This is a genomic window from Micropruina sp., from assembly GCF_047602085.1.
In the GTDB taxonomy this organism is placed as follows: Bacteria; Actinomycetota; Actinomycetes; order Propionibacteriales; family Propionibacteriaceae; genus Micropruina.
The window spans coordinates 397822-423655 of the sequence record NZ_JASGID010000004.1 but is presented as its reverse complement, the minus strand read 5'-3'; the positions used below and the strand labels follow the sequence as shown (position 1 = coordinate 423655).

Here is a 25834-nt window from a genome sequence, read left to right as displayed (position 1 = left end):
CACTGAACTTCCCGTCCGACTCATCCGGCCCTCCCTCGTGGCCGGTCGCGTCGGTCGCCAGGCAAGGCCCGGGGAGTCAGCATGACGCGCTACTGGCTCGAGCATGCGTGGCTTCGGGACGGCGTGGTCAACGCGGTTCTCGTCGAGGAGCGTGACGGTCGCTTCGCCGAGGTCGTCCCGAATGTCCGGATCGCGCCACCCGACGCGATCGTGCTTCGCGGCCTGGTGCTGCCCGGCCTGGCCAATGCCCACTCGCACGCCTTCCACCGTGCGCTGCGCCGCCGCACCCACGGCGACGGCGGCACCTTCTGGACCTGGCGGGAACGCATGTACGCCATCGCCGGACGGCTTACCCCCGACAGCTACCGGCAGCTCGCCACCGCCGTCTACGCCGAGATGGCCGCCGCCGGCATCAGCTGCGTGGGGGAGTTCCACTACCTTCACCACCAGCCCGACGGCCAGCCCTACGCCGAACCGAACGCCATGGGTCTGGCCCTGGTCGAGGCGGCCGCCGCAGCAGGCATCAGGGTCACCCTGCTCGACACCTGCTACCTGGCCGGCGGGCTGAACTCTGAGGGTCATCTCGCGCTGGACGGGCCGCAGATTCGCTTCGGTGACGGAACGGCGACGGCCTGGCAGACCCGCGTGGAACGGATGGCTCCCGGCGGAGCGACGCCGCTGGATGGCCATGCCCGGCTGGGTGCCGCGATCCATTCGGTCCGTGCCATTCCCCGCGATCAGTTGCCGGTGGTCGCTGCCGCGGCAGGGCGAAACGCGCTGCCGCTGCACGTCCACCTCTCCGAGCAGCCGGCCGAGAACGAGGCCACCATCGGCCACTACGGCCACACGCCGACCGAACTGCTCGCCTCCGCCGACGCCCTCGGACCGCACACCACCGCCGTCCACGCGATTCACCTGAGCGAGCGGGACATCGACCTGCTGGGTTCGTCGAGGACGGCGATCTGCGCCTGCCCGATCACCGAATCCGACCTGGCCGACGGCATCGGCCCGTTCCCCGCGCTGCAACGCGCCGGCAGCCCACTCTGTCTGGGCAGCGACCAGCACGTCGAGATCGACCTGCTCGGCGAGGCCCGCCGCCTGGAACAGCACGAACGCCTCGCCTCCGGACGTCGCGGCACCTTTGCCCCCGACGACCTGCTCCGCTTCGCAACTGAGGCCGGCCACCACGCCCTCGGCTGGGCCGACGCCGGCCGGATCGAGCCCGGCGCCCGCGCCGACCTGGCCGCAATCGACCTGGCCAGCGTCCGGACGGCCGGCGCCGAACCGGCCCAGATCGTGATGTGCGCCGCCGCCGCCGACGTCACCGACGTGATCATTGACGGACGCCCCGTCGTCCGCGACCGCCAGCACCGGCTGGGCGATCCCGGACGGCTGCTCGCTGAGGCTATCGGCGCGCTGTAGCCCTTCGCCGGTTGAGCTTGTCGAAACCAGATGCGGGGTCTCGACAAGCTCGACCAACGGTGGTGGCTCGAGGAGCGGGTTGCCTAGTAGTCAGCGAAGCGTGCGGTGGCCGACGCCTGCTTGGAGGTCGCCAGCGCTGCCACAGCCCCGGCGATCAACGGGACGGCGATCGTGAACAGCCCAGTGGCCAGCCAGGGCAGCACCACCACAGGCTCCGCGCCGTCCCAACTGGTGGAGATCACCGCCAGTGGCGCCCCGAGCGCCATGCCGAGCAACGACCCGAGACCGGACGCCAGCAGTCCCAGCACGGCGGCCTGTGCCATCGCCAGCCGGCGGGTCAGGGTGGGCGGCGCGCCGACCGCGGTGAAGGTGGCCAGGAACGGGCGTAGATCGGCCGCGGCCAGGATCGTCGACATCGCCGCGCCGATCACTGCCAGCAGGGCGAGGGTGCCGGCGATCAGCCACATCACCGGCTGCGGCTCCGGCACGAAGCCGCCCTCGACCTCAACATGGATGCCCGGAGCGGCCAGCGCCTCGCGCAACGCAGCCTCCGTCTCGGGGGTGATCGGGCCGTCCGGGTCGTCCACCAGTAGCTGCCAGGACTCCACTGACCAGCCGAGGGCGGCGGCGGTGGAGGTGCTCACCAGCACCGAGTAGCGCGCCGGGGGTGCCCCGCGGCTGATCACCTTGGTGCTGATCGCGAGGGCTGGGAGCCATTCGGTTCGCTGCTTGGCTCCGACCACGTAGTCGACATAGGCGACGTGCAGCCGTCCCCGGTCCAACTCGTTGACCGAGGTGCCCTCGAATCCCGGCACCGGCTCGGTGTTCACCAGCAGCCTGCCGTGCGTCAATGCGTCGGCCTGCGCGGCGTCCAACCCGAACAGCCGCACCAGATCGGCGGTGCTGCCGACCAGGATGCCGGAGCCGGGGTACGCGAACACCGAGCGGCAGCGCGGTGCCGCCCGACCCTGACTGTCGAACAGGTCGGCGGCCGTGCAACCCTTCCGCAACCCGGCGATGCTGAGCGTTTCCCCCTCGTCGTCACCGGGCTTGGGCATGGCGGCGCCCGCCACCGGTGTGATGCCCAGCCGCGGGTCGACGGAACGGACGATGGCCGCGATCCCGGCCCGGCCCGCTTCGCTCTCCCCGCCGTAGATGACGGCTTGGCCGGTGCGGGTGACCGGGATGTAACGCCGCGTCTGATCGGCGTGCACGCTGCCCATCGCCGTCCATACGGTGGTGAGGATAAGGACGCCACCGGCCACCGACGCGACGATCGCGGTGGCGCGGCCGCGGTGCCGGGCCAGGTCGCGCAGCGCCATTCGCACCGCGACCGGGGCGCCAGCACCCAGCCGGGCCAGTATTCGCAGCAGCGCCGGTGTGCTGAGCAAGAGGCCGGCCAGCGCGGCCAGCCCCGCGGTGAGAGCGACCCAGGGAATCATCGAATTCCCGTCGCGGGGCAGCGTGATCGACCACCAGGTGGCGGCCACGCCGGCGGCGAGCAGCAGGACGCCGACCACCGGCGCGCCGCGTCCGGGCGGAGTCGAACGAGTGGTGCCGCTCAGGGCTGAGACCAGCGACAGCCGGCCCAGGCCGCGGGCGGTCACCAGCGCCGAGCCGAGCGCGGTCAGCGTCCCCAGTGCGAGCAACAGCGCCAAAGCCACCACGGGCACGTCCAGCGGACCGTGCGTTTCGGCTGGATCCGACGCCCACACCGGCCACAGTGCGATGCCCGCCCCCGTGCCGACCAGGGTGCCGGTGATGGTGGCCGTCGAACCGAGCAGCAGAGCCTGCCCGAGCGCGACCCGGCGCAGCTGCCGCGGATCGGCACCGTTGAGGGCGGCCAGCGCCAGGCTGCGCCGTTGGCGCGCGGCGCCGATTGCGAACGCCGGTCCGACCAGCAGCGCGACCTCCACCAGGCCGACGACCAGAGCGACGTCGCCGACTCCGAAACCGAGTCCGGACGACGGCAGCGCCAGCGGCGGGTGCGCCACGATCTCCACGCTGGTGGTGGTGAAGCCGTGGTCGGCCAGCCGGGTCGCGTCCTCCCAGGTCACGGGCCGGTCGCCGGGCACCAGGAATCCCAGTTCCTCGCTCGCCTGTTGGGGGTAACCGAGCAGGTCGTAGCTGCCGAGCAGTTGCAGGTCGGCGCGTCCGACGACTGTGTAGCCGGCCGCGGTATCGCCGAGGGTGAGCCGAATGTCTCCGCTGGTCGGGACGCCGGACCGGACGCCGTGCGCGGTAACCAGGACCTCGCTGGGCGAGGCCGGCAGCCGTCCTTCGGTCAGACGGATCACGTCGGCCATCGCAGGGCTGCGCGGATCGGCGCCGACCATGACCAGCCCGACTTCGGCGACGCCGAAGGTGGGACTGCTCGAGGTGATCGCGCTGACCGGCCGGTTGAGGAATCGCGCGACCGCGGCCTGGCGGGAGGCCAGCGACGTTCCCCATCCGGGCAGTGCTGGTGCCTCGGCCGACGCGGGTTCGTCCTCGGGAACCACGTCTCCGTAGCTGTTCAACGAGGGCTCGAACGGATGCCCCCACCAGTTGATGACGGCTTGATTCCCGCCGGTCGCCAGCCTGGCCCGCTCGATCGGCGAGAGGTCGAACGAGGCGACCAGCACCTGCGCGGTCGCCAGCAATGCCACCGGGACGGCGATCATCAGCCAGACGAACCAGCTCCGCCCCCGATCGCGCCGGACGTCGCGGCGGGCCATCCGCAGCGCCAGCCGCCATCCGGTCCACCAGGAGCGGGCTCGGGGTTGGGCCGGTCCGAGCGGGACGCTGGACGCCGTCCGGGCTGCGACGGCGGTACTCACGCCGGCACCCGCTCGGCGCGGACCGCAGTGCCGTCCACCACGACGCCGTCGCGTAGGTAGATCACCCGGTCGGCCCAGGCCGCATGCCGCGGCTCGTGGGTGACCAGCAGCCCGGCCGCGCCGCCATCGCAGCGGGCCCGCAGCACCGCCAGCACCTCTTCGCCGGTCACCGAGTCGAGCGCGCCAGTGGGCTCGTCGGCCAGCACCAGCCGACGCTCGCCGACCAGGGCGCGGGCGATCGCGACCCGCTGCTGCTGACCGCCGGAGAGCTGGTCGGGAAACCGGTCGGCCAGCCCGCCCAGGCCGAGGTCTTTGAGGACGGCACGGGCCTCCTGCCGGGCCGCCAGGGCGGGTTGGCCGTCCAGTTCGAGGGGGAGGGCGATGTTCTCGGCGGCGGTGAGGGCGGGAATCAGGTTGTAGCTCTGGAAGACCACCCCGACCCGACGGCGCCGCAGTTGCGCCAACTGTTCGGGCCTCAGCCCGATGAGGGCGACGCCGTCGATGCTGACCTGGCCGCTGGTCGGCTGGTCCAGCGCCCCGGCCAGGTTTAGCAGGGTCGATTTGCCGCTCCCGGACGGCCCCATCACTGCAACCAGTTCGCCGGGCCACACCTCCATGGACACCCCCTGCAGGGCGTGCACCAGGGTCTCGCCGCTGCCGTGGGTGCGGACGATGTCGGTGAGTCGCAGGGCGGGCGCGGTCATCGCCGAGCCTCGACGGTCTCGTCGTCAGCGGCGTCCACCGTGGTGACGGGCATGACTGCACCGAACCGGGCGACGCTCGCCTCCACCTGGTCGAGCCAGCGGATCTCGGCCTCGGCGGCGAACAACTGGTGCTCGACCACCATCAACCAGGCCAGGTCGGCTGCCGGATCGATGGACTGTTTCAACCGGGTCGCCTGCTGCAACCGGTGCATGGTGGCCGACCGCTGCGCCTGCGCGACGGCGGCGGAGTCCACGCCGGGCGAGGTGATGGCGATGGCGAGCTTGATCACCAGTTCGTCGCGCGGGGTTGCCTGCCGGTCGACCGGCGTCCGCCACCACTGGGTCACCGCGTTCTGGCCCGCCGTGGTCAGCGAGTATCGGATGCGGCCCTCGGCGTCGCTCTCGCCGGCGGTGACCAGGCCGTCGCGCTCCAGCCGGTCCAGGGTGGTGTACACCTGCCCGACATTTACCGGCCAGGTGCCGCCGGTGCGCTGCTCGAAACCCGCCTTGAGTTCAGCGCCATAGCGCGGGCCTTCCGCCAGCAAGGCCAGCAGCCCCAGTCGTACAGACATCAGCGACTCCTACATACTCGGTATATCTCCTGGTCGATGACCATATACCGAGTATGTAGGGGAATGTGTCAATCCAGGCGTCAGCGCGTGTCGTGAAGCCAGCGCGAGAGGACGGCGCCAGCGTCAGGGTTGCTGGCAGGGTGCACACCGACCCTCGGCCGGTTGGTGTCCATCGCCGGGTGAACCGGTCAGGCTGGCCCCGTTGTGCCGATGGTGAACAGGACGCCGGCCAGCACCAGTGCGCTCAGCGCGACTTCGATGAGGCCGATGGTGAGCGGACGAACGGGGCCGGATCGGGCGAGCCGTGCCAATGCCACGGTGCGGATCGTCGTCGCGGCGAAGACCGCGGCCCAGATCAGCCCCGGGAACCAGCCCCACAGCGGAACACTGGCCGCCGTCCAGCCGAGGTGCCAGATGACGGAGGCGCGCTCGATGCGAGGGTTGCCGCGCTCGCGGATCAGGCTCTTAACGTGCAGCACCGTGCCGAAGAAGTAGCCGAACAGGGTCACGGCGAGCAGCAGGGCGGTGTGTGCCGCTGGCCAGTCCGCGACGATTGCCGCCGGTGATCGGTAGGCGAGGACGACGGTGCTCAGGCAAGCCGCCGCGGTGGTTAGCGCGCCGCCGACCAGGGCGCGCTCATTGCGGTGCTGGGCCAGCCACAGCGCGGGAGCCAACAGGGCCACCACGGGCGGCAGCCAGTGCAGTAGCGTCCAGCCGCCGAGCGCCAGGGCGATCAGGCCGACGCCGAGCGCGAGGGCTGTGTAGGCCAGCATCGCCGGCCGATAGCGGGCTCGCCGCACGGGAGCGCTCTTCAACCATTGCGAGGTGGCGTGGAAGGCGAAGTAGCCGAGCACGCAGAAGGCAGCCAGGAACGGGGCATAGGCCGAGCCGGCTGGACGAAGGGCCAGACCCGCCGCGATCGGTACCGCCAGCATCGCCCATGCGCCGTGCTGGTTGGGGATCCACCCAGCGGACGCTCGACCAGCCACAAGAGCAACCCTAAGCGAGTTGATTGGCTCGCGCCGGGGGTCCGTCACGATCAGGCCGAGGAAACTCGTCCACTGTCGGTCGAGCGTGTCGAGGTCTCGAACGATTCAGGGTCGACAAGGGTTTCGACAAGCTCAACCAACGGTGCTCAACCGACGGGGGGTCGGTCTTCGGCGGGTGCGGTCGGCTCGGGGCCGGTCTCCGCGCGGCCCTGCCGCACCTGCCGGACGATGAACCAGGTCAGGCCGGCCAGCGCCACCAGGCCGGCACCCCACGCCACGGTGGGGGAGTGTTCCCACAGCAGCGAGAACGCTTCGAAGCCGACGAACCCGACCGTGCCGTAGAGAAATGCCCAGGCGATCGAGCCGACGATCGTCGCCGGAATGTAGCGGGTCAGCGGCATTCGGACGGCGCCGGCGGCCAGGTTGATCACCGTCTGTACACCGACGGTCAGAAACGAGGCACTGACCGCTGGAGCGCCCCAGCGGTTGATCTTCTGCACCGCCTGCCGGTAGCGGGGGGAGTCCATCCACTGCGCCGCGCGGGTGCGGTGCGCGCCGTTGGCCACCAGCCGTCCCACCCAATAGGTGGCGTTCGAGCGCAGCAGCACGATGCAGAACAGTGCGCTCACCGCGACCGGGAACGGTGCGCCCCATTGGGTCGGATCCAACGCTCACCGCCTTCGCTCGTCGGGGGCGTCAGTCTATTCGAGGCGGCGCGCTGGCCGCCCGGGCCAGCCACGCCATGCCACCGGCCAGCAGCGCTAGGCCGGCGGCGGACGCCGGCTGCGCCGGGTGCAGCACGGTGCCGTAGTGCCACACCAGGGCCGTGCCGAGCATCAGCAACAGATAGGCCGGCAGCACGCCGCGTGCGGGGGTCTCGCCCAACCGGGGGATCAGCGCGTACTCCAGCCGTCCGATTCTCGGCACGACCAGAGCGATCACGGCATAGGTGACGATCACCATCGTGGGCTGCGCCAGCAGCACCCCGACGGCCGGCGGCACCAGCAGCGACAGCCCGACCAGCAGCCCGCCGGCGATGACGATGCAGGGTATGTGCCACAGATAGGTGGTGACCGCCAGGGCATTGGCCAGCGCCAGGGCACGCTCGTTGCGTCGGCTCAGCGTCGCCGCGACCCCGGCCCGCTGCAGCAGGCCCAGCACCGACACCTGCGCCGCGCCGAGCACCGCCATCGCGACCGTCGGCGGCAGCACGTTGGCGATCGGAATGTCACCCAACCCGATGGACGATCCGGGGTAGCCGAAGCCGAAGATCAGCACTGCGATGGTGGTTGCGGCCAGGCCGATCACGAGCGACGGCACCCAGGCCGCGCCGGTGCGGAACCACCCGCGGTGGTAGGCGATGCCGAATTGATGGCACAGCGGCCACACGGTGAGCAGGTTGGCGTAGCGAACCTGGAAGTCCCCCGCCGCGAACGACCAGACGTCAACGGCGATCGCGAGAACACCCAGGACCACCACCGGCAGCCAGGGCGTCCGGTCGTGCAGGGTCACCATGAACGGTGCCACCCCGACGATCACCAGGTAGACCGCGATGAACCACAGCAATTGGGCGAACTGCACGCTCAGTGCGACGGCGGGCCCAGTGGGTCCGAGCCACGCTGCCGCGGTGGTGAGTGCGGTGCAGAACCCGACGAAGATCAGCAGCGGCCCGACCAGCCGATGGGCGCGCGAGGCCAGGTAGTAGGTGTAGCCGCGGCCCTGCGCGCGTTGCTTGTCGACCACCAGGGCGTGTGCGAAGCCGCCGGCGATGAAGAACAACGGAATGATCATCACCAGCCAGCTCGCGGTCCACCACGCGGCATGCGGCTGGGGTGCCCAGGGCACCACCTGCGGACGCCCGTCCACCACGACCACCTGGTAGAGCAGGCAATGAAAGGTGACCACCACGAGCACTGACAGGGCGCGGGCCAGGTCGATCAGATGGTTGCGCTGGGTCATCGGCGGTCATCGTACGCGCCCTGCGACGGCCGTCGCAGCGGTCGGTGCCGTTCGGACGCCGCTGGCCCGCGCGCGAGTTGCGCCCGGTGACGCCGATGAGCCGCACTGAGTCGTGTGCTCGTCGGGGCGCCCGCAGACGGGCGAGCAGATCGCGATCATCGGCCCGGACTGCTCGCCCACGGGCTGAGCGGCACAAAGAGGGCGAGCGTCACGATGCGGGGCGTGGGGCTACGGGACGCGCCGAACTGAGGAAGGGTCGGTCTCTCGTTGGTCTCTCACAGCTTGTCGAGACCTCGGATAGCGTGCCTTCACGAGGGGTTTCGACACGCTCAACCAGCGCAAGGGTTCAGCTGTGGTCTCGACAGGCTCGACCGGCGGTTGGCACCGGCGACCCGCCCCGGCGTCACGACATTAGGGTTGCGACGGTGCAGGGCGCTCTGGCTGGCTTCTTCACGATCGGCGCGATCGTGGCGACCGGCGCGCTGCTGGCCCACTTCAAGGTGCTGGGCGAGTTGCACCGGGCACTGCTCAGCCGGCTCGCGTTTCTGGTGGCCTCGCCGGCGCTCATCTTCTCGCTGGTCTCGCAGGCTGATCTGACCCACCTCTTCTCGCACACGCTGACCGTGTCGTTGCTGGCCATCGTGCTCGCTGCGGTCGCCTACCTGGCGGTGGCCCGCGCCGCACTGGGGCCGTTCGACGCCCGCACGGTGATCGGCACGCTGTGCTCCTGCTACACCAACGCGGGCAACCTGGGGCTGCCGATCGCCGCGGCGATCATGGGCGACATGACCTGGATGGCGCCGATCATGCTGGTGCAGGTGGGTCTGCTGCAGCCGCTGGCCCTGGCACTGCTCGACACCCGCAGCGCCCGCCGCAGTGGCGAACCACTCGCCTGGCACAGCTATCTCACCCTGCCGCTGCGCAACCCGATCACCACGGCGGTGCTGGCCGCTGTGGCGGTGAACCTGGCGGGCATCGAGCTGCCACCCTTGCTGATGACTCCGATGGAGATGGTGGGAGCGGTCGCGGTGCCGGCGATGCTGCTCGCCTTCGGCGTCTCGATGCGGCTCGACCCGTTGAGCCGCGGCGGTGCGCACGTCCCGCACGTGTGGCTGATTCAGTCCGTCAAGGTGGTACTGATGCCGCTGGCTGCCTGGGCGCTGGGCACCTTCCTCTTCGGCCTGACTGGGCATGAACTGCTCGCCGTTACGGTGATCGCAGCCCTGCCCGCCGCCCAGAACATCTACGTGATCGCGTCGCGCTACGAGGTGGCCGTCCTATTGGCCCGCGACTCGATCTTCCTCTCGACGATGCTGTCGGTGCCCAGCATCACGCTGATCGCCGCCCTGCTGGCCTGAATCGGCGCTGCGGCGCCGTCCCCGCTGTCTCATGGTTGCGACCGAACTGACACCGTCCGCGATCACTCCCCACCGGCGTCCGATCAGGGCGACGGTGTCGACACGCGTCGGCCGCTGCGGTTCCCTCGTGGGTGGCGTCGGGCTAGGTTGGAGGTGTGGACGACCCGAACAACGCCAGCGAGGTGCATGCCTTCGACCTGGACAGAAGCACGGCCGAGGCGTGGTCGGAGTTCTCGGCCCGCCTGGCCGACGTGATCTCGCATATGGACCCGGGCGCCACCCTTCGGATCGGCTCACTGGCCACCGAGCAGGAGGGCACCTCGCCCTTTGTGCTGTTCAGGTGCCGGCGGGGCCTCGAGCTCATCGCCGAGGCCGCCGGCAACGCCGCGCTCAGCGAAGAGTTCCAGTTGGCGTCTCATCAGTTGGAGGCGCTGGAGCAATTCGGCTGGAACCCGCCCAACGTCGACTCCGGGTACCCCACCGAGAACTACTGGCGTGCGGGCGACCAAGAACGGGCGTCCGAGCTGGCCGCCAGCGCCACCCGGGTGCTGCGTGAGGTCTATCTGGTGCCACACCCCGCCTTTCTGGCCCCCGACCAGCTAGCCGAGATCCTCACCCCGCCGGGCGCCCGCGAGGCGCCGTCCACTACCTTCGCGCCGGACGAGCTGATCGCCCAACTGGTCAGCGGCAAGCCCGAACTCGACCGGCTGATCGAGGCCGAGCTGACCGAGTTGCTGGGCCATCAGCCACTGCAGGACGCCGATGGCGACTTCGCTTTGCGGGTGGGTTCGACCATGGTGTTCGTGCGGGCCACCACCGATGCCCAAGAGGTGCTGGTGTTCTCGGCGGTCGTGCACGATGTCGAGGGACGTAGCCGCGCGATGGAAGTGCTCAGCGACCTCAACACCGAGGCCCGGTTCGTCCGGTTCATGCTGATCAAAGACCGGGTGTTCGTGTCGCTGTCGATTTTTGCTCAGCCGTTCGTGCCCGCTCACCTGCACCAGGCCCTGCGGGCGGTATCGGTGGTGGCCGACGAGATCGACGAGCACCTGGCCTCCAAATTGCGCGGACGCACCACCTTCGCCAGCGACGGCTGAGGCGGTCGAGCGGACGTCCCCGACCGACGCGGAAGACATGCCGCGGTGCGGGGCTGGAAGCTCTGGGGGGCCGGCGCGAAATACCAGTAAGGTCACCTCATGGCGCAGTACGGGCACCTGACCAGACTCGATGAGGCGGAATGCCGGCTGCTGCTGGCCACTCGCAGGTTCGGACGGGTCGGCTGGAACTCAGCCGCGGGGGTTCAGATCCTGCCGGTGAGCTACGGCATGGTCGGCGACACCATCGTGTTTCGCACCATGAACGGCTCGCCGCTGGCCGAACTGGTGCGGCCGCTTGAGGTGTCGTTCCAGGTGGACGACCTCGACGACGAGACTTCGACGGGCTGGAGCATTCTGGTGCACGGCACGTCCGGGGCGGCGGTGGCCACCCTGCCGGCCGATATGCCCGACCCGTGGGCGCCCGGCGATCGTCCGCTCGTGATCGGTATCGCCGCCGACCACTACGCCGGACGATCGATTGCCGCCGATTGATTCAACCCACCGAGTAGGAGCAGCGTCACGATGCCCAAGCCATACCTCGGCCCACCGCCGATCCTGTTGGGCTACGACGCGTCCGACGACGCCGTGCAAGCACTCGAATACGCAGCCCGGGTCGCCGCCGCCACGAAGACATTGCTGCAGTTGGTGTTCGTCGCCGACGACACGGTGGTGAACACCGCCTGGGGGGTGGTGTTCGACGCCGCTGCGGTACAGAGCAGGGCTCGCCGGCTGCTGATCGAGGCGGCCGCTGTGGCGCACTCGCTGGGGGTGGCCAAGAAGCGCATTCAAACCAAGGTGGCCGTGGGCACCCCGATCGGGGTGCTCACCCAGCTCAGCCAGAACTGTTCCATGGTGGTGGTCGGACGGCGGGCCAACAGCGGGGTCAGCAGGCAATTCTCGGGCTCGACCACGGTGGGGCTGGCCGGCTCGGTGCACTGCCCCCTGGTCGTGGTCTCAGACACCGCCACCCAGCCCACGGGGCCGATCGGGGTGGCTCTCGACGCCGGCGGTTCAGGGGTCGCGGCTCTCGACTGGGCGCTGTCGAATCCGCTGTTCGCCGGACGGCCGGTACGGGTAATGACGGTATGCCGGGCGCCACAGAGCCGGATCTTCCGCTCCGCCGTCAGCCAGCAACAGATTGACGCGGCCCTCGAACAGACGGTCACTGCCCAGGCCGATCTGGTCGGTGAGGTGGCGGCACGGCACCCGGCGACGCCGGCCATCGAGGCCGAGGTGCGCTACGGCTCGCCGATCGATGAGCTCGCCGCGTTCAGCGAGCAGGTGTCGGTGCTGGTGCTCGAGGCGGCCGTCCGCTTCCCGACCTACTCGGTGGGCAGCGTGGCGCGGGGCATGTTGACCTACGCCGGCTGCCCGGTGGTACTGGTCAAGCGCTGACCGGTGAGCGTCCGGCTCGTGACGTAAGCTGATCGGTCGTGTCCGAACCCGCACTGAGGCTCACGGTCGACCCGGCGCTGCCGATCGCCGAGTGGGCCGACGACATCGTGGCCGCGCTCGGCAACCATCAGGTGCTGATCGTGGCCGGCGAAACCGGGTCGGGCAAGACCACCCAGTTGCCCAAGCTCTGCCTCGCCGCCGGACGCCGGCGCGTCGGCCACACCCAGCCACGGCGGATCGCCGCCCGCAGCCTGGCCGAGCGCATCGCCGAAGAACTCGGCACGCCACTGGGCGAGGTGGTGGGCTACCAGGTGCGGTTCACGGCGAAGACGTCACGGCAGACCAGGGTCAAGGTGATGACCGACGGCATTCTGCTCGCCGAGATCGCCCACGACCGTGACCTGCGCCGCTACGACACGCTGATCATCGACGAGGCTCATGAGCGCAGCCTCAACATCGACTTCCTGCTCGGTTACCTCAAGCAGTTGCTGCCACGACGGCCCGACCTGAAGCTGATCGTCACCTCGGCCACCATCGACACCGCCCGGTTCAGCGAACACTTCGACAAGGCGCCGATCATCGAGGTGTCGGGCCGTACCTACCCGGTCGAGGTGCGCTGGCGTCCGGTGATCGAACAGGGCATCGACCGCGACCTGATCGACGGCATCTGCGACGCCGTCACCGAACTGATGCTGGACGGGCCCGACGGCGACATTCTGGTCTTCTGCTCGGGCGAACGTGACATTCGCGATGCCGCGGACGCCCTCGGGGCCCTCGACTGGCGCTCGCTCACCCCGCGCCCGGTCGAGATCCTGCCGTTGTACGCGCGGCTGTCGGCGCACGAGCAGCACCGGGTGTTCGCCCGGCATGCCGGCCTGCGGGTGGTGCTGGCCACCAACGTGGCCGAGACCTCGCTCACCGTGCCCGGCATCCGGTCGGTGGTCGACCCCGGCTTCGCCCGCATCTCGCGGTATTCGGCGCGCACCAAGGTGCAGCGGCTGCCGATCGAGGCGGTCTCGCAGGCCTCGGCCAACCAGCGCGCCGGACGCTGCGGACGCGTCGCGCCCGGTGTCTGCATCCGGCTGTACAGCGAGGAGGACTTCGAGGCCCGCCCGCAGTTCACCGAACCCGAGATCCTGCGCACCAACCTGGCCGCGGTGATCCTGCAGATGGCGCAGGCCCGGCTGGGCGACATCGAGCGCTTCGGGTTCGTGGAGCCGCCCGACCGGGCCCAGATCAGCGACGGGCTGCGGCTGCTCACCGAACTGGGGGCGATCGAGCCGTCCCGCGGGAACAGCGGGCCCGCTTCGTCGGTCGGGCCTTCCTCCTCGGTGGGCGAGCGTGTCGAGACCTCTCGCGCCCTTGGCCACTCCACTGTCGCGACGGGCTCGGCCAGTGCTGCGACGGGGGTCTCGACGGGCTCGACCGGCGGTGAATCCGGGTCGACGCGCTCGAGCGACGCTGCGCCGTCCGGGCGCCGGGGCCGCGGGCGCCGCGGCAGTGCTGGCAGCGTCCGGCTCACCCCCATCGGGCACAAACTGGCCCGGCTCCCGGTCGACCCACGGCTGGGCCGGATGCTGGTCGAGGCCGAGCGGCAGGGCTGCCTGCGCGAGACCCAGGCCGTGGTGGCCGGCCTGACCGTGCAGGACGTCCGCGAGCGTCCGGCGGAGTTTCAGCACCAGGCCGACGCGCTGCACCGCCGGTTCTTCAGCGACGACCCGGCGCCCGAGCAGGGCTCGGGCAGCCGCGACCCGTCCGACATCGCGGCGCTGCTGCGGCTGTGGAGCTACCTGCGGCAGGCCCGCAAGGAGCGCTCCGGCAACGCCTTTCGCCGGATGTGCCGCGACGAGTACCTGAATTTTTTGCGGGTGCGCGAGTGGGAGGACCTGAACGAGCAGCTCAAGACCGTCTGCCGCGACCTGGGGATGAACCGCAACAGTGAGCCGGCCGGCGCCGACCGGGTGCATCTGGCGGTGCTGTCGGGGCTGTTGTCGCATGTCGGGCTGCTCGACGAGCGGACGTCCGCCCGGCCGGGGGAGCGTCGGCGCGGGCCCCGCGAGTATCTGGGGGCGCGCGGCAGCCGGTTCGCGATCAGCCCGGGATCGGCGGCGGCGCGGGTCAACCCACCGCTGGTGATGGCGGTCGAACTGGTCGAGACCACCCGGCTGTGGGCGCGCACGGTGGCGCCGATCGACGAGGCCTGGGTCGAAGAGGTCGGGGCGCATCTGGTGAACCGGACGTATTCCGAGCCACGCTGGTCGGCACGCAGCGGGCAGGCGGTGGCCACCGAGCGGGTGACCCTGTTCGGGGTGCCGATCGTGGCCGGACGCACCGTGTCGTACGGACGGATCGACCCCGCCGAGTCGCGCCGGCTGTTCATCCAGTCGGCGCTGGTCGAGGGGCAGTGGCACACCCGGCATCACTTCTGGGCCCGCAACGAGGCGGCGCGGCAGCAGGCCGAAGAGCTGGCCGAGCGCACTCGCCGGCACGACCTGCTGGCCGACGATGCCGCTCTCTACGCCTTCTACGATGCCCGGATTCCGGCCGAGGTGGTGTCGGTCGGCCACTTCGACCGCTGGTGGCGCGACGCCAGGCGTCACCAGGAGCGCCTGCTCGACCTGCCCACCGACGTGCTGTTGCCGCGGGCCGACGCCGTCGACGCGTCCGACTTTCCCGACCACTGGAGCACCGGCGACCTCGACCTGCCGGTCAGCTACGTGTTCGACCCGGGCTCAGGTCACGACGGCGTGACGGTGTCCATCGAGCTGGCTCAGCTCAACCAGGTGGTGGCCGACGATTTCGGCTGGCAGGTTCCGGGGTTGCGCCAAGAACTGGTCACCGCGCTGGTGCGGGGGCTGCCCAAGCAGTGGCGGGCCAAGCTGGTGCCGGCACCCGACACGGCCCGCCGCGCGGTGGCCTGGCTGGAGCAGCACCGGGTGGCGGGGGAGTCGCTGACCGACGGGCTCGCTCGGGCGATCCGGCAACTGCTCGGTGTGCAGGTGCCCGCGGATGCCTGGCAATTTGAAGCGGTGCCCGAGCACCTGCGGGTGCGCTTCGTGGTCACCCGCGAGGGCGCCGAGGTGGCCACCGGCAAGAACCTGCCAGAACTGGCGCAGCAACTCGGCTCGAAGGTGCGCGCAGAGTTGAACGTCGAGGCGTCCGAGCACACCCACGCTGGGGCGACGAGCTGGCAGTTCGGCTCTGTCGCCGAACGGGTCGAAGGTGCCGTGGTGGGGTATCCGGCCTTGTCCGACCACATCGACCGGGTCGCAGTGACGGTGTTCGCGACGCCGTCGGAGGGCCGGCGCTCGCACCTGCTCGGGCTGCGCCGGCTGGTCGCCCTGAGCAGCCCGGACCCCACCAACTGGGTGGTGTCGCGGCTGGGCAACCCGACCAAGCTGGCACTGGCCGGCTCGCCGTACCCGAGCGTTCCGGCCCTGCTGGCCGACGCCCGGCTGAAGGCGATCGAGACCCTGATTCTGGCTGCTGGCGACCCCTGGCTGGTTCGCGACGAGGCGTGGTTCGCGGCACTGCGCGACCGGGTGCGCGCCGGCGCGGCCGATGCGATGCTGGCCGTGGTGAACATCGCCGGCGAGGTGCTGCAGCGGTTCGCACAGGTGCGGCTGGCGCTGCCGGCAGCGGCCCCCGCGGTGCGGGCGGACGTAACCGAGCAACTGGCTGGGCTGATCTATCGCGGCTTCGTGGCCGGCACCCCCGACCCGCACTGGCAGCGGCTGCCGCGCTACCTGCAGGCGATCGAGCAGCGGCTGGCCGCGGCTTCGGCCAACCCGGCGCGAGACCGGGTGAACGCCGAGATCGTCGAGGGCCTCGAAGACGAGTACGGGGCCCTGTGCGCTCGCTATCCGGCCGGATCGCTGCCGCCGGACGTCGCCGACGTTGGGTGGCGGCTCGAAGAACTGCGGGTCAGCCTGTTCGCGCAATCGCTGGGCACGGCAGCACCGATCTCGGCCAAGCGAGTACGCGCGGCCATGGCGGCGGTGGAACCGCCCCGCTGACAGAATCGCCGATCACCGCATCGGCAACGGTTCAGGGGACGATTCTCGCTGGTTCAGGGGACGGTTCTCCTTGGTTCAGGGGACGGTTCCGTTTGGTTCAGGGGACGGTTCTTCGGAAATCTTTGATCGATGGTTCTCGGTGGTTGAGCTTGTCGAAACTCTCAAGGCTGCGTAGCTGAGGTTCGTGCAACCAGGCGGACTCCTCTTTGAACGAACTGGAATATCGGGCGCAGGTTAAGGCCTCGGCAGGCTGTGAAGATCAGTGCTCAACCTGGCGGGGGTTTCGATAGGACCAGCGGCGGCCCCGATGAAGCTTTCTCTTGAAGTGCTTGTCCCCTGAACCAGCGAGAACCGTCCCCTGAACCAAACGGAACCGTCCTCTGAACCAGCGAGAACCGTCCCCTGAAACGGCGGCGTCCGCCCTCGGCGAAGTGCTCCGGGCGTTGTCAGGCTGGGGCGGTAGGGTTGCCCACGTGATCGATCCACGGTTGCTCTACACATTCAACCCGGAGGTGTGGTCGAGCCTGGAGGGCAAGCGTCCGGTGCTGATCCACCTCTTCGAGGGGTACGTCGACGCGGCCGGGGTCAACCGGGGGCTGTCGGCGCACATCCTGGCGCACTGCGATCACGAGGTGCTGGCCGAGTTCGATCACGACCAATTGCACGACTACCGCAGCCGCCGCCCGCAGATGGTGTTCGACACCAACAAGTGGGTGTCGATGAGTGACTTCTCGCTGCTGCTGTACAAGGCGACCGACGCCGAGGGCCGTCCGTTCCTGGTGCTCACCGGCCCCGAACCCGACACCCAGTGGCAACGCCTGACCCAGGCCGTGCTGGGCATCGCCGAGCGCCTCGATTCGGCCCTGCTGCTCACCGCCAGTGGGGTGCCGATGGCGGTGCCGCACACCAGGCCGACCCTGGTCACCTCGCATTCCACCGACCCGGAGCGGGCCACCGGCAATCCGCTGTGGATCGACCGCCTTCAGATTCCGGGCAGCTTCTCGGCGGCCCTCGAATACCGCGGCGGGCATGCCGGCATCACGGGCATCGGCTTCGTCGCGCACGTGCCGCACTACCTGGCGCAGTCCACGTTTCCGCAGGCCACCGCAGCCGTGCTACGCCGGATGAACCAGGCCGCCGGGCTGAACATTCCGTTGGGCTCGCTCGACAGCGAGGCCGAGCAGCAACTGGTCACTATTCAGGCCGAGGTGCAGGAGGACTCCGAGTTTCCGGCGGTGCTGGCCGCCCTCGAAGAGCAGTACGACCAACTCGCCGAGTCCGGCCGTGCGGTGGTGCCCACCGCCGACGAGATCGGTGCCGCGGTGGAGCAGTTCCTCGCCGAACAGGACGACTCGGGCGACGGACGGGCCTGACCCGCGATGCCGCGCACCACCGGCGAACTGCTCGGGCTGCTCGAGTTGGAGCAACTCGACACCGACCTGTTTCGGGGGCCGCAGCCCGTGACGTCGCTGCAGCGGTCGTTCGGCGGCCAGGTGCTCGCCCAGGCGCTCGCCGCCGCGTACCGCACCATGCCGGCTGAACGAACGGCGCACTCGCTGAACGCCTACTTTCTGCGCCCCGGATCACCGGCCACGCCGATTCTCTACCTGGTCGAGCCCACCCGGGACGGACGCACGTTCAGCCAGCGCCGGGTGGTGGCCCGACAGGACGGCCGTCCGATCTTCTCGATGGTTTGCTCGTTTCACGTTCACGAAGAGGGCCTCGACCACGCCGACGCGATACCCGCCGACGTGCCGCCCCCGGAGCGGTGCCGTCCGGCGGCGCAGGTGCTGGGGGAGCGGTCGGCCCGGCGGGCCGCCTTCTGGGAGGCGGAATGGGGCGCCCTGGACGCCCGCTACATCACCGAGCCGGGTGACGCGGCCCAGAGAGGCGCGGCGCGGCTGATGCTGTGGATCAAGGCTGAGTCGAAGCTGCCGGACGATCCGCGGGTGCATCAGATGGTGTTGGCCTACCTGTCGGACATCTCGCTGCTGTCGGTCAGCGTGCTGGCGCACCCGGTGGAGTTCCTGTCGCCGCGCCTGCAGGCCGCCTCGATCGATCACGCCATGTGGTTCCATCGCCCGGTGCGCGCCGACGAATGGCTGCTCTACGACCAGTCGTCGCCCTCGGCATCCGGGGGCCTGGGCTTCTCCCAGGGCCGGCTGTTCGGCCAGGACGGCACCCTCGCCGCGTCCTGCGCCCAAGAGGGCCTGATCCGCTTCCTGGACGCCTGACCGGCACGATCGAGGGGAACCGGGACATCCTCGGGTTGTGGGCCGGCGATGGCGGTGAGGGTGCGAAGTACTGGTTGCAAGTGCTCACCGAGATCAAGAACCGCGGCGTCGAAGACGTGCTCATGATGGTTCGCGATGGCCTGACTGGTCTGCCCGACGCGGTGAACAGGGTGTGGCCGGACACGATTGTGCAGACCTGCATTGTGCACCTGATGCGGACCAGCTTCACGTGCTCCGCATTGGCGCGACGATTGTTGGGATGTCGTATTTCAGGGTCTGGTAGACGATGGCTGAATCGACGAGCAAGTAGCCGCGCGCGATCCGGTTACACCTGCCCCACATCAGTGGCCAGTTGTTGCCGAATAGGGATTCACGCAACTCGGCATCAAGGGTCGCCAGGGTTTCAATGCCCGCGGACAGACGCATGCAAATCGCATCGATGACGAGCTGGTCATCGAGATCGCGCCCGCCATACGCCTGCATCGTCTGGAGGTGCGTGAGGGCATCGCTCAGGATCCCCTCAGTTGGTCGACTCATAGGTCGACTGCCTCCGCAAGGATGCGGTCGCGGAACTCGGGACGCAGCGAGCCTTCGGAAACCACGTCGACCTCCACGCCTAGCAGTTGGCTGATCCGGCTCTCCAGGGCACCCAGTTGCATCAGGCTGAGCGGCGTCGTCATGGTGAACAGCAGATCGATGTCGGAGTTGTCACCGTCTCGGCCGGTGGCAACCGAGCCGAATACCCGTGGGTTGTTGCCACCTGCCTCAGCGACTAGCGTCCGGATCTCGTAGAGGTGCGCGCGGAGTCGCCGGGCGAGCGGGAGGTGCCGTGGAAGTGCAGCAGCCAGGACACCTCGGGCTGGCTGCGCCCGATCGCCGTCGCGATCTGCGCCTGTGTCATGCCACTGGAGGCAGCTTCTCGTACGGCGTGAACCAGTTCCGCACGAGCGCGAGCTACGGCGTCGTCGGTGCGGCGGGCGATCTCAGACAAGCCGACTGACATGAGGCCGGCTATAGCAAATGCTATGAGTGCATCCACAGGAGCGGCCCGCCCCGGGGTGATGGGGCGGGCCGCTTCCAAAGGGGGTCAGGCAGCCAGTTCGTGGGCGCTGCGCAGCTTGGCGATGGCGTGCCGTTCGATCTGCCGCACCCGTTCGGCGGTGATGCCCCAGACCGCGGCGATGTCGGCGAGCTTGGCCTGGCGGCCGTCCATCAGACCGTAGCGGCGGCGGACGACATCGGCCGACCGCTCGTCCAGCGACGACAACATGTCGTCAAGGCGGGCGCGGTCTTCGGCGTCGAGCACCATCTCGTCGGGCCCGGGTGACATCTCGCGAGCGAGCAGGTCGCCCAGCGCGGTGTCGCCGTCCTCTTCGATCGGGGCGTCGAGGCTGACGTGGTCGCGGGCCAGCCGCAGCAGGTCGACGACCTGCTCTTCGGTGAGGCCCAGTTCGTCGGCGATCTCGACCAGCTCGGGTTCGCGACCCAGGCGCCGCTCCAGTGTGCGCCGGGCGGCCGAAACCTGATTGACCTGCTCGGCCACATGCACCGGCAGCCGGACGATGCGTCCCTGCTGGGCGATGCCGCGCGAGATCGACTGGCGCACCCACCAGGTGGCGTAGGTGCTGAACTTGAAGCCCTTGCTGTAGTCGAACTTCTCCACGGCGCGGATCAGCCCGGTGTTGCCCTCCTGCACGAGGTCGAGCAACGGCATCTGGGCCCGGCCGTACTTGCGGGCCACCGACACCACGAGGCGCAGGTTGGCGGTGATGAAGCGCTGCAGGGCGGCGTCGCCCTCGGCGGCGATGCGCTCCAGTTCGTCGGTGGTGCAGCCGACGCGATGCGTCACTTCGTCATCGACGGTGCCGTTGAGCAGCGCCTTCGCGAACAGGCCGGCTTCGATTCGCTTGGCGAGAATGACCTCCTCTTCGGCGGTCAGCAGTGCGGTCTTGGCGATTCCGTCCAGGTAGAGGCCTACGGCGTCCTTGCCGTCGATTCCGTCGGTGCTCCGAATTCGGTGCGCGGTCGAGATCATGTGCTTCCTTTCGCTTCGTCATCAGTACAACGCAACGCACGCCTCAGATCTTCGCGTGTTCGCCCTCAATGAACCCTGAAAGCACACCCGATGCCCAAACCAAGACCACAGTCGTACAGCGACGGCGACCGCGGGGGGTATCAGGCCTGCGGGGCCACCTGATCGATGATCCAGGCCAGCTCGAAGGCCAGGTCGCGCCAGGCCTGGTAGCGACCCGAGACGCCGCCGTGGCCGGCCATCATCTCGGTGCGCAGCAAGATCGGGCGGCTCGGGTCGGGGGGCACGATGCGGCGCAGTTGGGCCACCCACTTGGCCGGCTCGGTGACCTCGACGCGGGTGTCGTTCAGGCTTGTGGTGGCCAGAATCGCGGGGTAGTGGACGGGCCGGACGTTCTCGTACGGCGTGTAGCTCTTCATGCAGGCGTACACCTCCGGATCGTGCAGCGGGTCGCCCCACTCCTCCCACTCGGTGACCGTCAGCGGCAGCTCCGGGTTCAGCATGGTGGTGAGGGCGTCCACGAACGGCACGTCGGCGTGCACGGCGCGAAACGCGTCCGGGGCCAGGTTGAGCGCCGCACCGACGGTCAGCCCGCCGGCTGATCCACCCTGGGCGCACAGCCGGTCGGCCGAGGTCCAGCCGGTCTGCGTCAGGTGCCGGGCACAGGCCACGAAATCGCTGAAGCTGTTCGGCTTGGCCAGCAGCCTGCCCTGCTGGTACCAGGCGCGGCCCAGTTCGCCACCACCCCGCACGTGGGCGACAGCCCAGACGAAACCGCGATCGAGCAGGCTGAGCCGGGGGATCGAGAACCACGGCAGCAGTGCGGTCTCGTACGCGCCGTAGCCGTAGAGCACCGCCGGTGCCGTTGCGTCGCGGGCCAGGTCGGCCCGGTGCACGATCGACATCGGCACGCGGGTGCCGTCTGCCGCCTCGACCCACTCACGGCGCTGCACGTATGCGGCAGGGTCGAACGGGCCGTGCGTGGGGTGGTCGAGCACCTCGGTGGCTTTGAGCACCCGGCGCTCCCCGGTGTCGAGGCGGTACTGCTCGAGTCGCCGCGGCGTCACCAGCGACTCGTGAACCAGTCGAATCCGGTCGGTCTGCGGGTCGTCGCACGAGAGCGCGGCAGCGCTGTACAGCGGCTCGTCGAAGGCGATCGGACGGGGCTCGCCCCACCCGCCGTCCGGGGCCCGGGTGAGCACCTCGAGCAGCGGCAGCGCCTCGGAGCGCGAACTGAGCACCAGGTAGTCGGCGTACGCGCTCACCCCGAGCAGCCGGACGCCCGTGCGCTGCGGCACCAGCGGCGTCCAGTCGCCGGGCCCCGCGGCGTCGAAGGGGGCGCTGGCCAGCGCGAACTCGGGAGCGCCGGCGTTGTGAACGATGTACAGGGCGTCGGTGCCTACCTCGACGCCGTATTCGAGGCCCTCCTGTCGAGGCGCCACCACGCGGGCTTCGGCGTGCGGGTCGTCTGCATCGAGCAGCCAGTACTCGCAGGTCTGCTTGCTCTCGCTGGCGAGGATCACCTTGGTGCGGTCGCGCGACTCGTCGACGCCCAGCCAGAACCGTTCGTCCGGCTCGTGCAGCAGCAGCCGGTCGGGGGCCTGCGAGCCAAGGGTATGCAGCCACACCTGGTCGGGCCGCCAGGCCTCGTCGACGGTGAGGTAGACCAGCCGGTCGTCACCGGCCCAGCACCCACCGCCGGCCACCTCGACCGGCAGCACCGGCACCTCGCTGCGGTCGGCCAACTCGATCACCCGCAGCCGGTAGCGCTCGTCACCGGTGAGATCTTCGCTGAACGCCAGCCGGCGGCCGTTCGGTGACACGTCGCACAGGCCGAGGGCGAAGTAGGCCTGGCCATGCGCCAGCAGGTTCTCGTCGAGCACCACCTGCTCGCCCTCGGGAGAACGGGTGACATCGGGAATGTCGTCGGGGTCGGTACCGGCCAGCCGGCAGTGAATCGGGTAGTCGAGCCCCTCGACGGTGCGGCTGTAGTACCACCAGCGCGAGCCGTCGGAGTGCCGCACCAGCTCGGGCACCGTCAGGTCGGTCTGCTTGGTGCGGGCCAGAACGTCCCCATAGAGCTCCTCGCGCAGGCCGGCCAGGTGGCTGGTTTGGTCGACGGTGTAGGCGTTCTCGGCGGCCAGATAGGCTAGAAAATCGGCGGCGCCCTTGTTGCTCATCCAGGCGAAGTCGTCGACGACGGCGTCGCCGTGATGGGTGCGGACGCTCGGGCGGGCCGGGGCGCGAGGCGGTTGCGACATGCCGCAGACCCTACTGCGCGCCTCGCTGGTACTCCTCGCGGGGGCGTCCGTTTGGATTGTCCCGACGCCCGTGACAGAATGAACCCGGCGCCAGCCATTGACAACACCCGAATGATGTGCGCCCAAAACCAAGAATCCGAGAGGCTACTTGTGTCACCACGCTCCAGCGCAGCTACCAAGGCTGAAATCGTATCGGACGAGCCCGCGGCCCCCAGCCGTCGGCGCACCAGCAGCGCAGCGAAGGAGCCCGCCGTCCGCCGCAGCCGCAAACCGGCGGCCGTCGCCGTCAAGTCCGCTGCCGGGGCCGACGACGCGGTCAACGACGCGGTCGCTCCCGATGACGTCGAAGGCGAGCCCACCGTCGAAGAGGCGGTGCTCAGCCCCGAAGCGGTCGATGTGAAATTCGCCCGAGAGGGTAACGACGTGGTGCTCACCGTGGGCGGCAAGCGGCGTTCGCTCGATGACGTCGACGACTCCAGCTTCGAAGAGGCCAAAGAGGCCGAGACCGTGAAGGAACTCGCCGAAGACGAGGGCTTCATCGTCAGCGATGCCGACGATGCCGACGAGCCCGAACAGCAGGTGCTCGTCGCCGGCGCCACCGCCGACCCGGTGAAGGACTACCTCAAGCAGATCGGCAAGGTTGCGCTGCTGAACGCCGAGCAGGAGGTAACCCTCGCCAAGCGCATCGAGGCGGGCCTATTCGCCGAGGAGTCCAGCAACAGCGGGCGGGCGATCCCCGCCGACGATCTCGACGACTACCGGTGGATCGCCGAAGACGGCCGCCGCGCCAAGAACCACCTGCTTGAGGCCAACCTGCGCCTGGTGGTGTCGCTGGCCAAGCGTTACACCGGCCGCGGCATGCTTTTCCTCGACCTGATCCAGGAGGGCAACCTGGGCCTGATCCGTGCGGTCGAGAAGTTCGACTACACCAAGGGCTACAAATTCTCCACGTATGCCACCTGGTGGATCAAGCAGGCGATCACCCGCGCCATGGCCGACCAGGCCCGCACCATCCGCATCCCGGTGCACATGGTCGAAGTGATCAACAAGCTCGCCCGCGTGCAGCGCCAGATGCTGCAGGATCTGGGCCGCGAACCCACCCCGGAAGAGCTCGCCAAAGAACTCGACATGACGCCGGAGAAGGTCGTCGAGGTGCAGAAGTACGGCCGCGAGCCGATCTCGCTGCACACCCCGCTCGGCGAGGACGGCGACTCTGAGTTCGGTGACCTGATCGAGGACTCCGAGGCTGTGGTACCTGCCGAAGCGGTGAACTTCACCCTGCTGCAGGAGCAACTGCACGACGTGCTCGACACCCTGAGCGAGCGAGAGGCGGGCGTGGTGTCGATGCGATTCGGCCTCACCGACGGCCAGCCCAAGACCCTGGACGAGATCGGCAAGGTCTACGGCGTCACCCGCGAGCGGATCCGCCAGATCGAGTCCAAGACGATGAGCAAGCTGCGGCACCCGTCGCGCTCGCAGGTTCTGCGCGACTACCTCGACTGAGCCGTCGTCCCTGCGGGGGAGAAGAGCCGGTTTCCGCGCGCTCGCATCGGGCGGGTGAATCGTGGCCCGGCCCGAACGGCGCGGTAGGTGGTATTTCCATGCTGGGCGGGTGAGCTGCGCCTCAGCCGCTGAGGGCAGCGCTGAACGTCTGGTACAGGCGTGGCCCGAACAGTACGAGGCGCACCAGTTCGATGCCGGGCTTGGGGTGCTCGCGCACCGCTTGCACGGCGATGCGTGCCACATCGTCGGCCGCCCAGCCGTAGGCGCCGGCGCTGACGGCCGGGAAGGCGACGCTCTGGGCGCTCAGTTCAGCGGCCACGTCGAGGCTGCGGGTGAAGCACGAGGCCAGCAGCGCCGGATCAGTCTGACCGCGGTGCGCATTTGGCCCGACGGTGTGGATCACCCATCGAGCGGGCAGATCGAAACCCTCGGTGGCGACTGCCTCGCCGACCGGCAGACCGGCCGGCCAGCTTCTGTGCCGCACCTGCCGGCACGCTTCGAGCAGCCCAGCACCGGCCGCGGCGTGAATGGCGCCGTCGACGCCGCCGCCACCGAAGAGGCTTGCGTTCGCGGCGTTCACGATGGCATCGGTGCGCTGGGTGGTGATGTCGCCCTCGACCGCTTCGATGATGCTCACCGCCCCACCCTGACACCTTCAGCCCAGCCATGGGTAGTACTGCCCGAGCCGGTCGTCGCCCCGCGGCGGCGCACTACTGTATGCCTCATGGCCGAACAGAACCATGAGCGACTGAACATGGCCGTGGCGGCTCACCTGGCGGTTGCGATGGAGGCGCAGGAAGCCCTGGCTGCGGTGGTCGACCTCAACGGCTCCTACCAGGCCGACATCGACAAGGGCACGCTCACCATCGCCGGACGTCCGCTGCAGGTGGTGCTGCTGGGCACCGTGTCGAAGGCCAGCAACACCTGGCTCTGGTCGTGGGCGAACGGCGGATTCTCGGCACAGGTGCCGGCGATCGCCCCGGTGCGCAGGGTGGCCGAGATCGCCGAGTCCTGGGGTATCTGGGAGCTGGGCAGGCCGCAGTTCAGCCTCGCCGAGGTGCTCGACACCGGTCTGGGCGCCGGGGCCAGCATTGCGCTACTGGCGGCTCCGCAGGTTGGTGCGACCGCGTTCTACTCCGCCGACTACGGCACCGGGCTGGCCTACTTCGGCATTGTCGACCCGGCCGTGCCCCGCCCAGCCGCTGAGGCGGTGACCTTTCCGCGCCGCATCATGGCGGCGGTCGACCTGCTGCCCGGTCATGCCCGCTCGCAGCTGCTGACTTACGCCTCGGTACACAACCTGCGGGTGGTCGGCGACGGACGGCAGCTAACGGTGCACCTGGGGCCCGACGTGCTGGCCGTCGAGTTCGACGATCAGGCCCGCATCGTCAGCATTCGCGGGTCGCTCGGCGCCGCGCCCGTGCAGTGACCACCGCCCGATCAACGACGAACGCCCCGGACGATGCGTCCGGG

General features: G+C 69.6%; 22 protein-coding genes and 1 pseudogene. 11 read left to right on the top strand and 12 right to left on the bottom strand.

Annotated features, from left to right (window positions below; genetic code table 11):
• Positions 1-81 precede the first annotated feature (81 nt).
• The gene (locus QM721_RS08305; protein ID WP_415120838.1) at positions 82-1422 is read left to right on the top strand and encodes a formimidoylglutamate deiminase; all 1341 of its coding nucleotides are present in this window, start codon (positions 82-84) and stop codon (positions 1420-1422) included.
• Positions 1423-1505: 83 nt separating this feature from the next.
• Here QM721_RS08305 and QM721_RS08300 read toward each other — a convergent pair whose 3' ends face one another.
• From QM721_RS08300 to QM721_RS08275, 6 genes are all read right to left on the bottom strand, one after another.
• Positions 1506-4241, bottom strand: coding sequence for an FtsX-like permease family protein (locus QM721_RS08300; protein WP_415120836.1), 2736 nt, complete (start codon positions 4239-4241; stop codon positions 1506-1508).
• A complete protein-coding gene (locus QM721_RS08295; RefSeq protein ID WP_415120834.1) occupies positions 4238-4945 on the bottom strand; it encodes an ABC transporter ATP-binding protein in 708 nt (235 codons plus the stop codon). The genes QM721_RS08300 and QM721_RS08295 overlap by 4 nt, the downstream gene beginning before the upstream one ends.
• Complete coding sequence (locus QM721_RS08290) at positions 4942-5517, bottom strand: PadR family transcriptional regulator (protein ID WP_415120832.1); 576 nt, start codon at positions 5515-5517, stop codon at positions 4942-4944. The genes QM721_RS08295 and QM721_RS08290 overlap by 4 nt, the downstream gene beginning before the upstream one ends.
• A 188-nt stretch (positions 5518-5705) precedes the next feature.
• Positions 5706-6506 (bottom strand): YwiC-like family protein, encoded by an 801-nt coding sequence (locus QM721_RS08285; protein WP_415120830.1) that lies wholly within the window; start codon positions 6504-6506, stop codon positions 5706-5708.
• A 146-nt stretch (positions 6507-6652) separates the two neighbouring features.
• Entirely contained in the window at positions 6653-7174 is a 522-nt protein-coding gene (locus QM721_RS08280) for a DedA family protein (RefSeq protein ID WP_415120828.1), read from the bottom strand.
• A 28-nt stretch (positions 7175-7202) separates the two neighbouring features.
• Complete coding sequence (locus QM721_RS08275; protein WP_415120826.1) at positions 7203-8465, bottom strand: acyltransferase family protein; 1263 nt, start codon at positions 8463-8465, stop codon at positions 7203-7205.
• 425 nt (positions 8466-8890) lie between these two features.
• Between QM721_RS08275 and QM721_RS08270 the strand changes: the two genes are divergently transcribed.
• From QM721_RS08270 to QM721_RS08235, 8 genes and pseudogenes are all read left to right on the top strand, one after another.
• Positions 8891-9823 carry an AEC family transporter gene (locus QM721_RS08270; protein WP_415120824.1) on the top strand — a complete coding sequence of 311 codons (933 nt, stop codon included), beginning with the start codon at positions 8891-8893 and terminating at the stop codon, positions 9821-9823.
• Between the two features lie 155 nt (positions 9824-9978).
• Positions 9979-10920 (top strand): T3SS (YopN, CesT) and YbjN peptide-binding chaperone 1, encoded by a 942-nt coding sequence (locus QM721_RS08265; RefSeq protein WP_415120822.1) that lies wholly within the window; start codon positions 9979-9981, stop codon positions 10918-10920.
• Between the two features lie 99 nt (positions 10921-11019).
• Positions 11020-11412 (top strand): pyridoxamine 5'-phosphate oxidase family protein, encoded by a 393-nt coding sequence (locus QM721_RS08260; protein WP_415120820.1) that lies wholly within the window; start codon positions 11020-11022, stop codon positions 11410-11412.
• A 30-nt stretch (positions 11413-11442) separates the two neighbouring features.
• Entirely contained in the window at positions 11443-12315 is an 873-nt protein-coding gene (locus tag QM721_RS08255) for a universal stress protein (protein WP_415120818.1), read from the top strand.
• A gap of 38 nt (positions 12316-12353) precedes the next feature.
• Positions 12354-16331: an ATP-dependent RNA helicase HrpA gene (hrpA, locus tag QM721_RS08250; protein ID WP_415120816.1), complete on the top strand. Its 3978-nt coding sequence runs from the start codon at positions 12354-12356 to the stop codon at positions 16329-16331.
• Positions 16332-16804: 473 nt separating this feature from the next.
• Entirely contained in the window at positions 16805-17704 is a 900-nt protein-coding gene (locus QM721_RS08245; RefSeq protein ID WP_415120814.1) for a PAC2 family protein, read from the top strand.
• A 6-nt stretch (positions 17705-17710) separates the two neighbouring features.
• Entirely contained in the window at positions 17711-18565 is an 855-nt protein-coding gene (locus QM721_RS08240) for an acyl-CoA thioesterase (protein ID WP_415120812.1), read from the top strand.
• 8 nt (positions 18566-18573) lie between these two features.
• Positions 18574-18792: pseudogene (locus QM721_RS08235) on the top strand (transposase); the annotation flags it as partial.
• Here QM721_RS08235 and QM721_RS08230 read toward each other — a convergent pair.
• The 5 genes from QM721_RS08230 to QM721_RS08210 form a co-directional block, all read right to left on the bottom strand.
• A complete protein-coding gene (locus tag QM721_RS08230; RefSeq protein ID WP_415120810.1) occupies positions 18791-19102 on the bottom strand; it encodes a HepT-like ribonuclease domain-containing protein in 312 nt (103 codons plus the stop codon). The pseudogene QM721_RS08235 and the gene QM721_RS08230 overlap by 2 nt on opposite strands.
• Positions 19099-19254, bottom strand: a complete 156-nt coding sequence (locus tag QM721_RS08225; RefSeq protein ID WP_415121061.1) for a nucleotidyltransferase family protein — start codon at positions 19252-19254, stop codon at positions 19099-19101. Before QM721_RS08225 ends, QM721_RS08230 begins: the two co-directional genes overlap by 4 nt.
• Before the next feature lie 83 nt (positions 19255-19337).
• The gene (locus QM721_RS08220; protein WP_415120808.1) at positions 19338-19466 is read right to left on the bottom strand and encodes a hypothetical protein; all 129 of its coding nucleotides are present in this window, start codon (positions 19464-19466) and stop codon (positions 19338-19340) included.
• Between the two features lie 186 nt (positions 19467-19652).
• Positions 19653-20597, bottom strand: a complete 945-nt coding sequence (locus QM721_RS08215) for an RNA polymerase sigma factor RpoD/SigA (protein WP_415121059.1) — start codon at positions 20595-20597, stop codon at positions 19653-19655.
• Positions 20598-20740: 143 nt separating this feature from the next.
• The gene (locus tag QM721_RS08210; protein ID WP_415120806.1) at positions 20741-22858 is read right to left on the bottom strand and encodes a S9 family peptidase; all 2118 of its coding nucleotides are present in this window, start codon (positions 22856-22858) and stop codon (positions 20741-20743) included.
• Between QM721_RS08210 and QM721_RS08205 the strand changes: the two genes are divergently transcribed.
• Positions 22811-24361, top strand: coding sequence for an RNA polymerase sigma factor (locus QM721_RS08205; RefSeq protein ID WP_415120804.1), 1551 nt, complete (start codon positions 22811-22813; stop codon positions 24359-24361). The genes QM721_RS08210 and QM721_RS08205 overlap by 48 nt on opposite strands.
• Positions 24362-24482: 121 nt before the next feature.
• On the opposite strand, the gene QM721_RS08200 is transcribed toward QM721_RS08205, so the two are convergent.
• On the bottom strand, positions 24483-24998 hold the full coding sequence (locus tag QM721_RS08200) for an O-acetyl-ADP-ribose deacetylase (RefSeq protein WP_415120802.1): 516 nt from the start codon (positions 24996-24998) through the stop codon (positions 24483-24485).
• An 87-nt stretch (positions 24999-25085) separates the two neighbouring features.
• On the opposite strand from QM721_RS08200, the gene QM721_RS08195 reads away from it, so the two are divergent.
• On the top strand, positions 25086-25790 hold the full coding sequence (locus QM721_RS08195) for a DUF6882 domain-containing protein (RefSeq protein WP_415120800.1): 705 nt from the start codon (positions 25086-25088) through the stop codon (positions 25788-25790).
• The last annotated feature ends 44 nt before the right edge of the window (positions 25791-25834 follow it).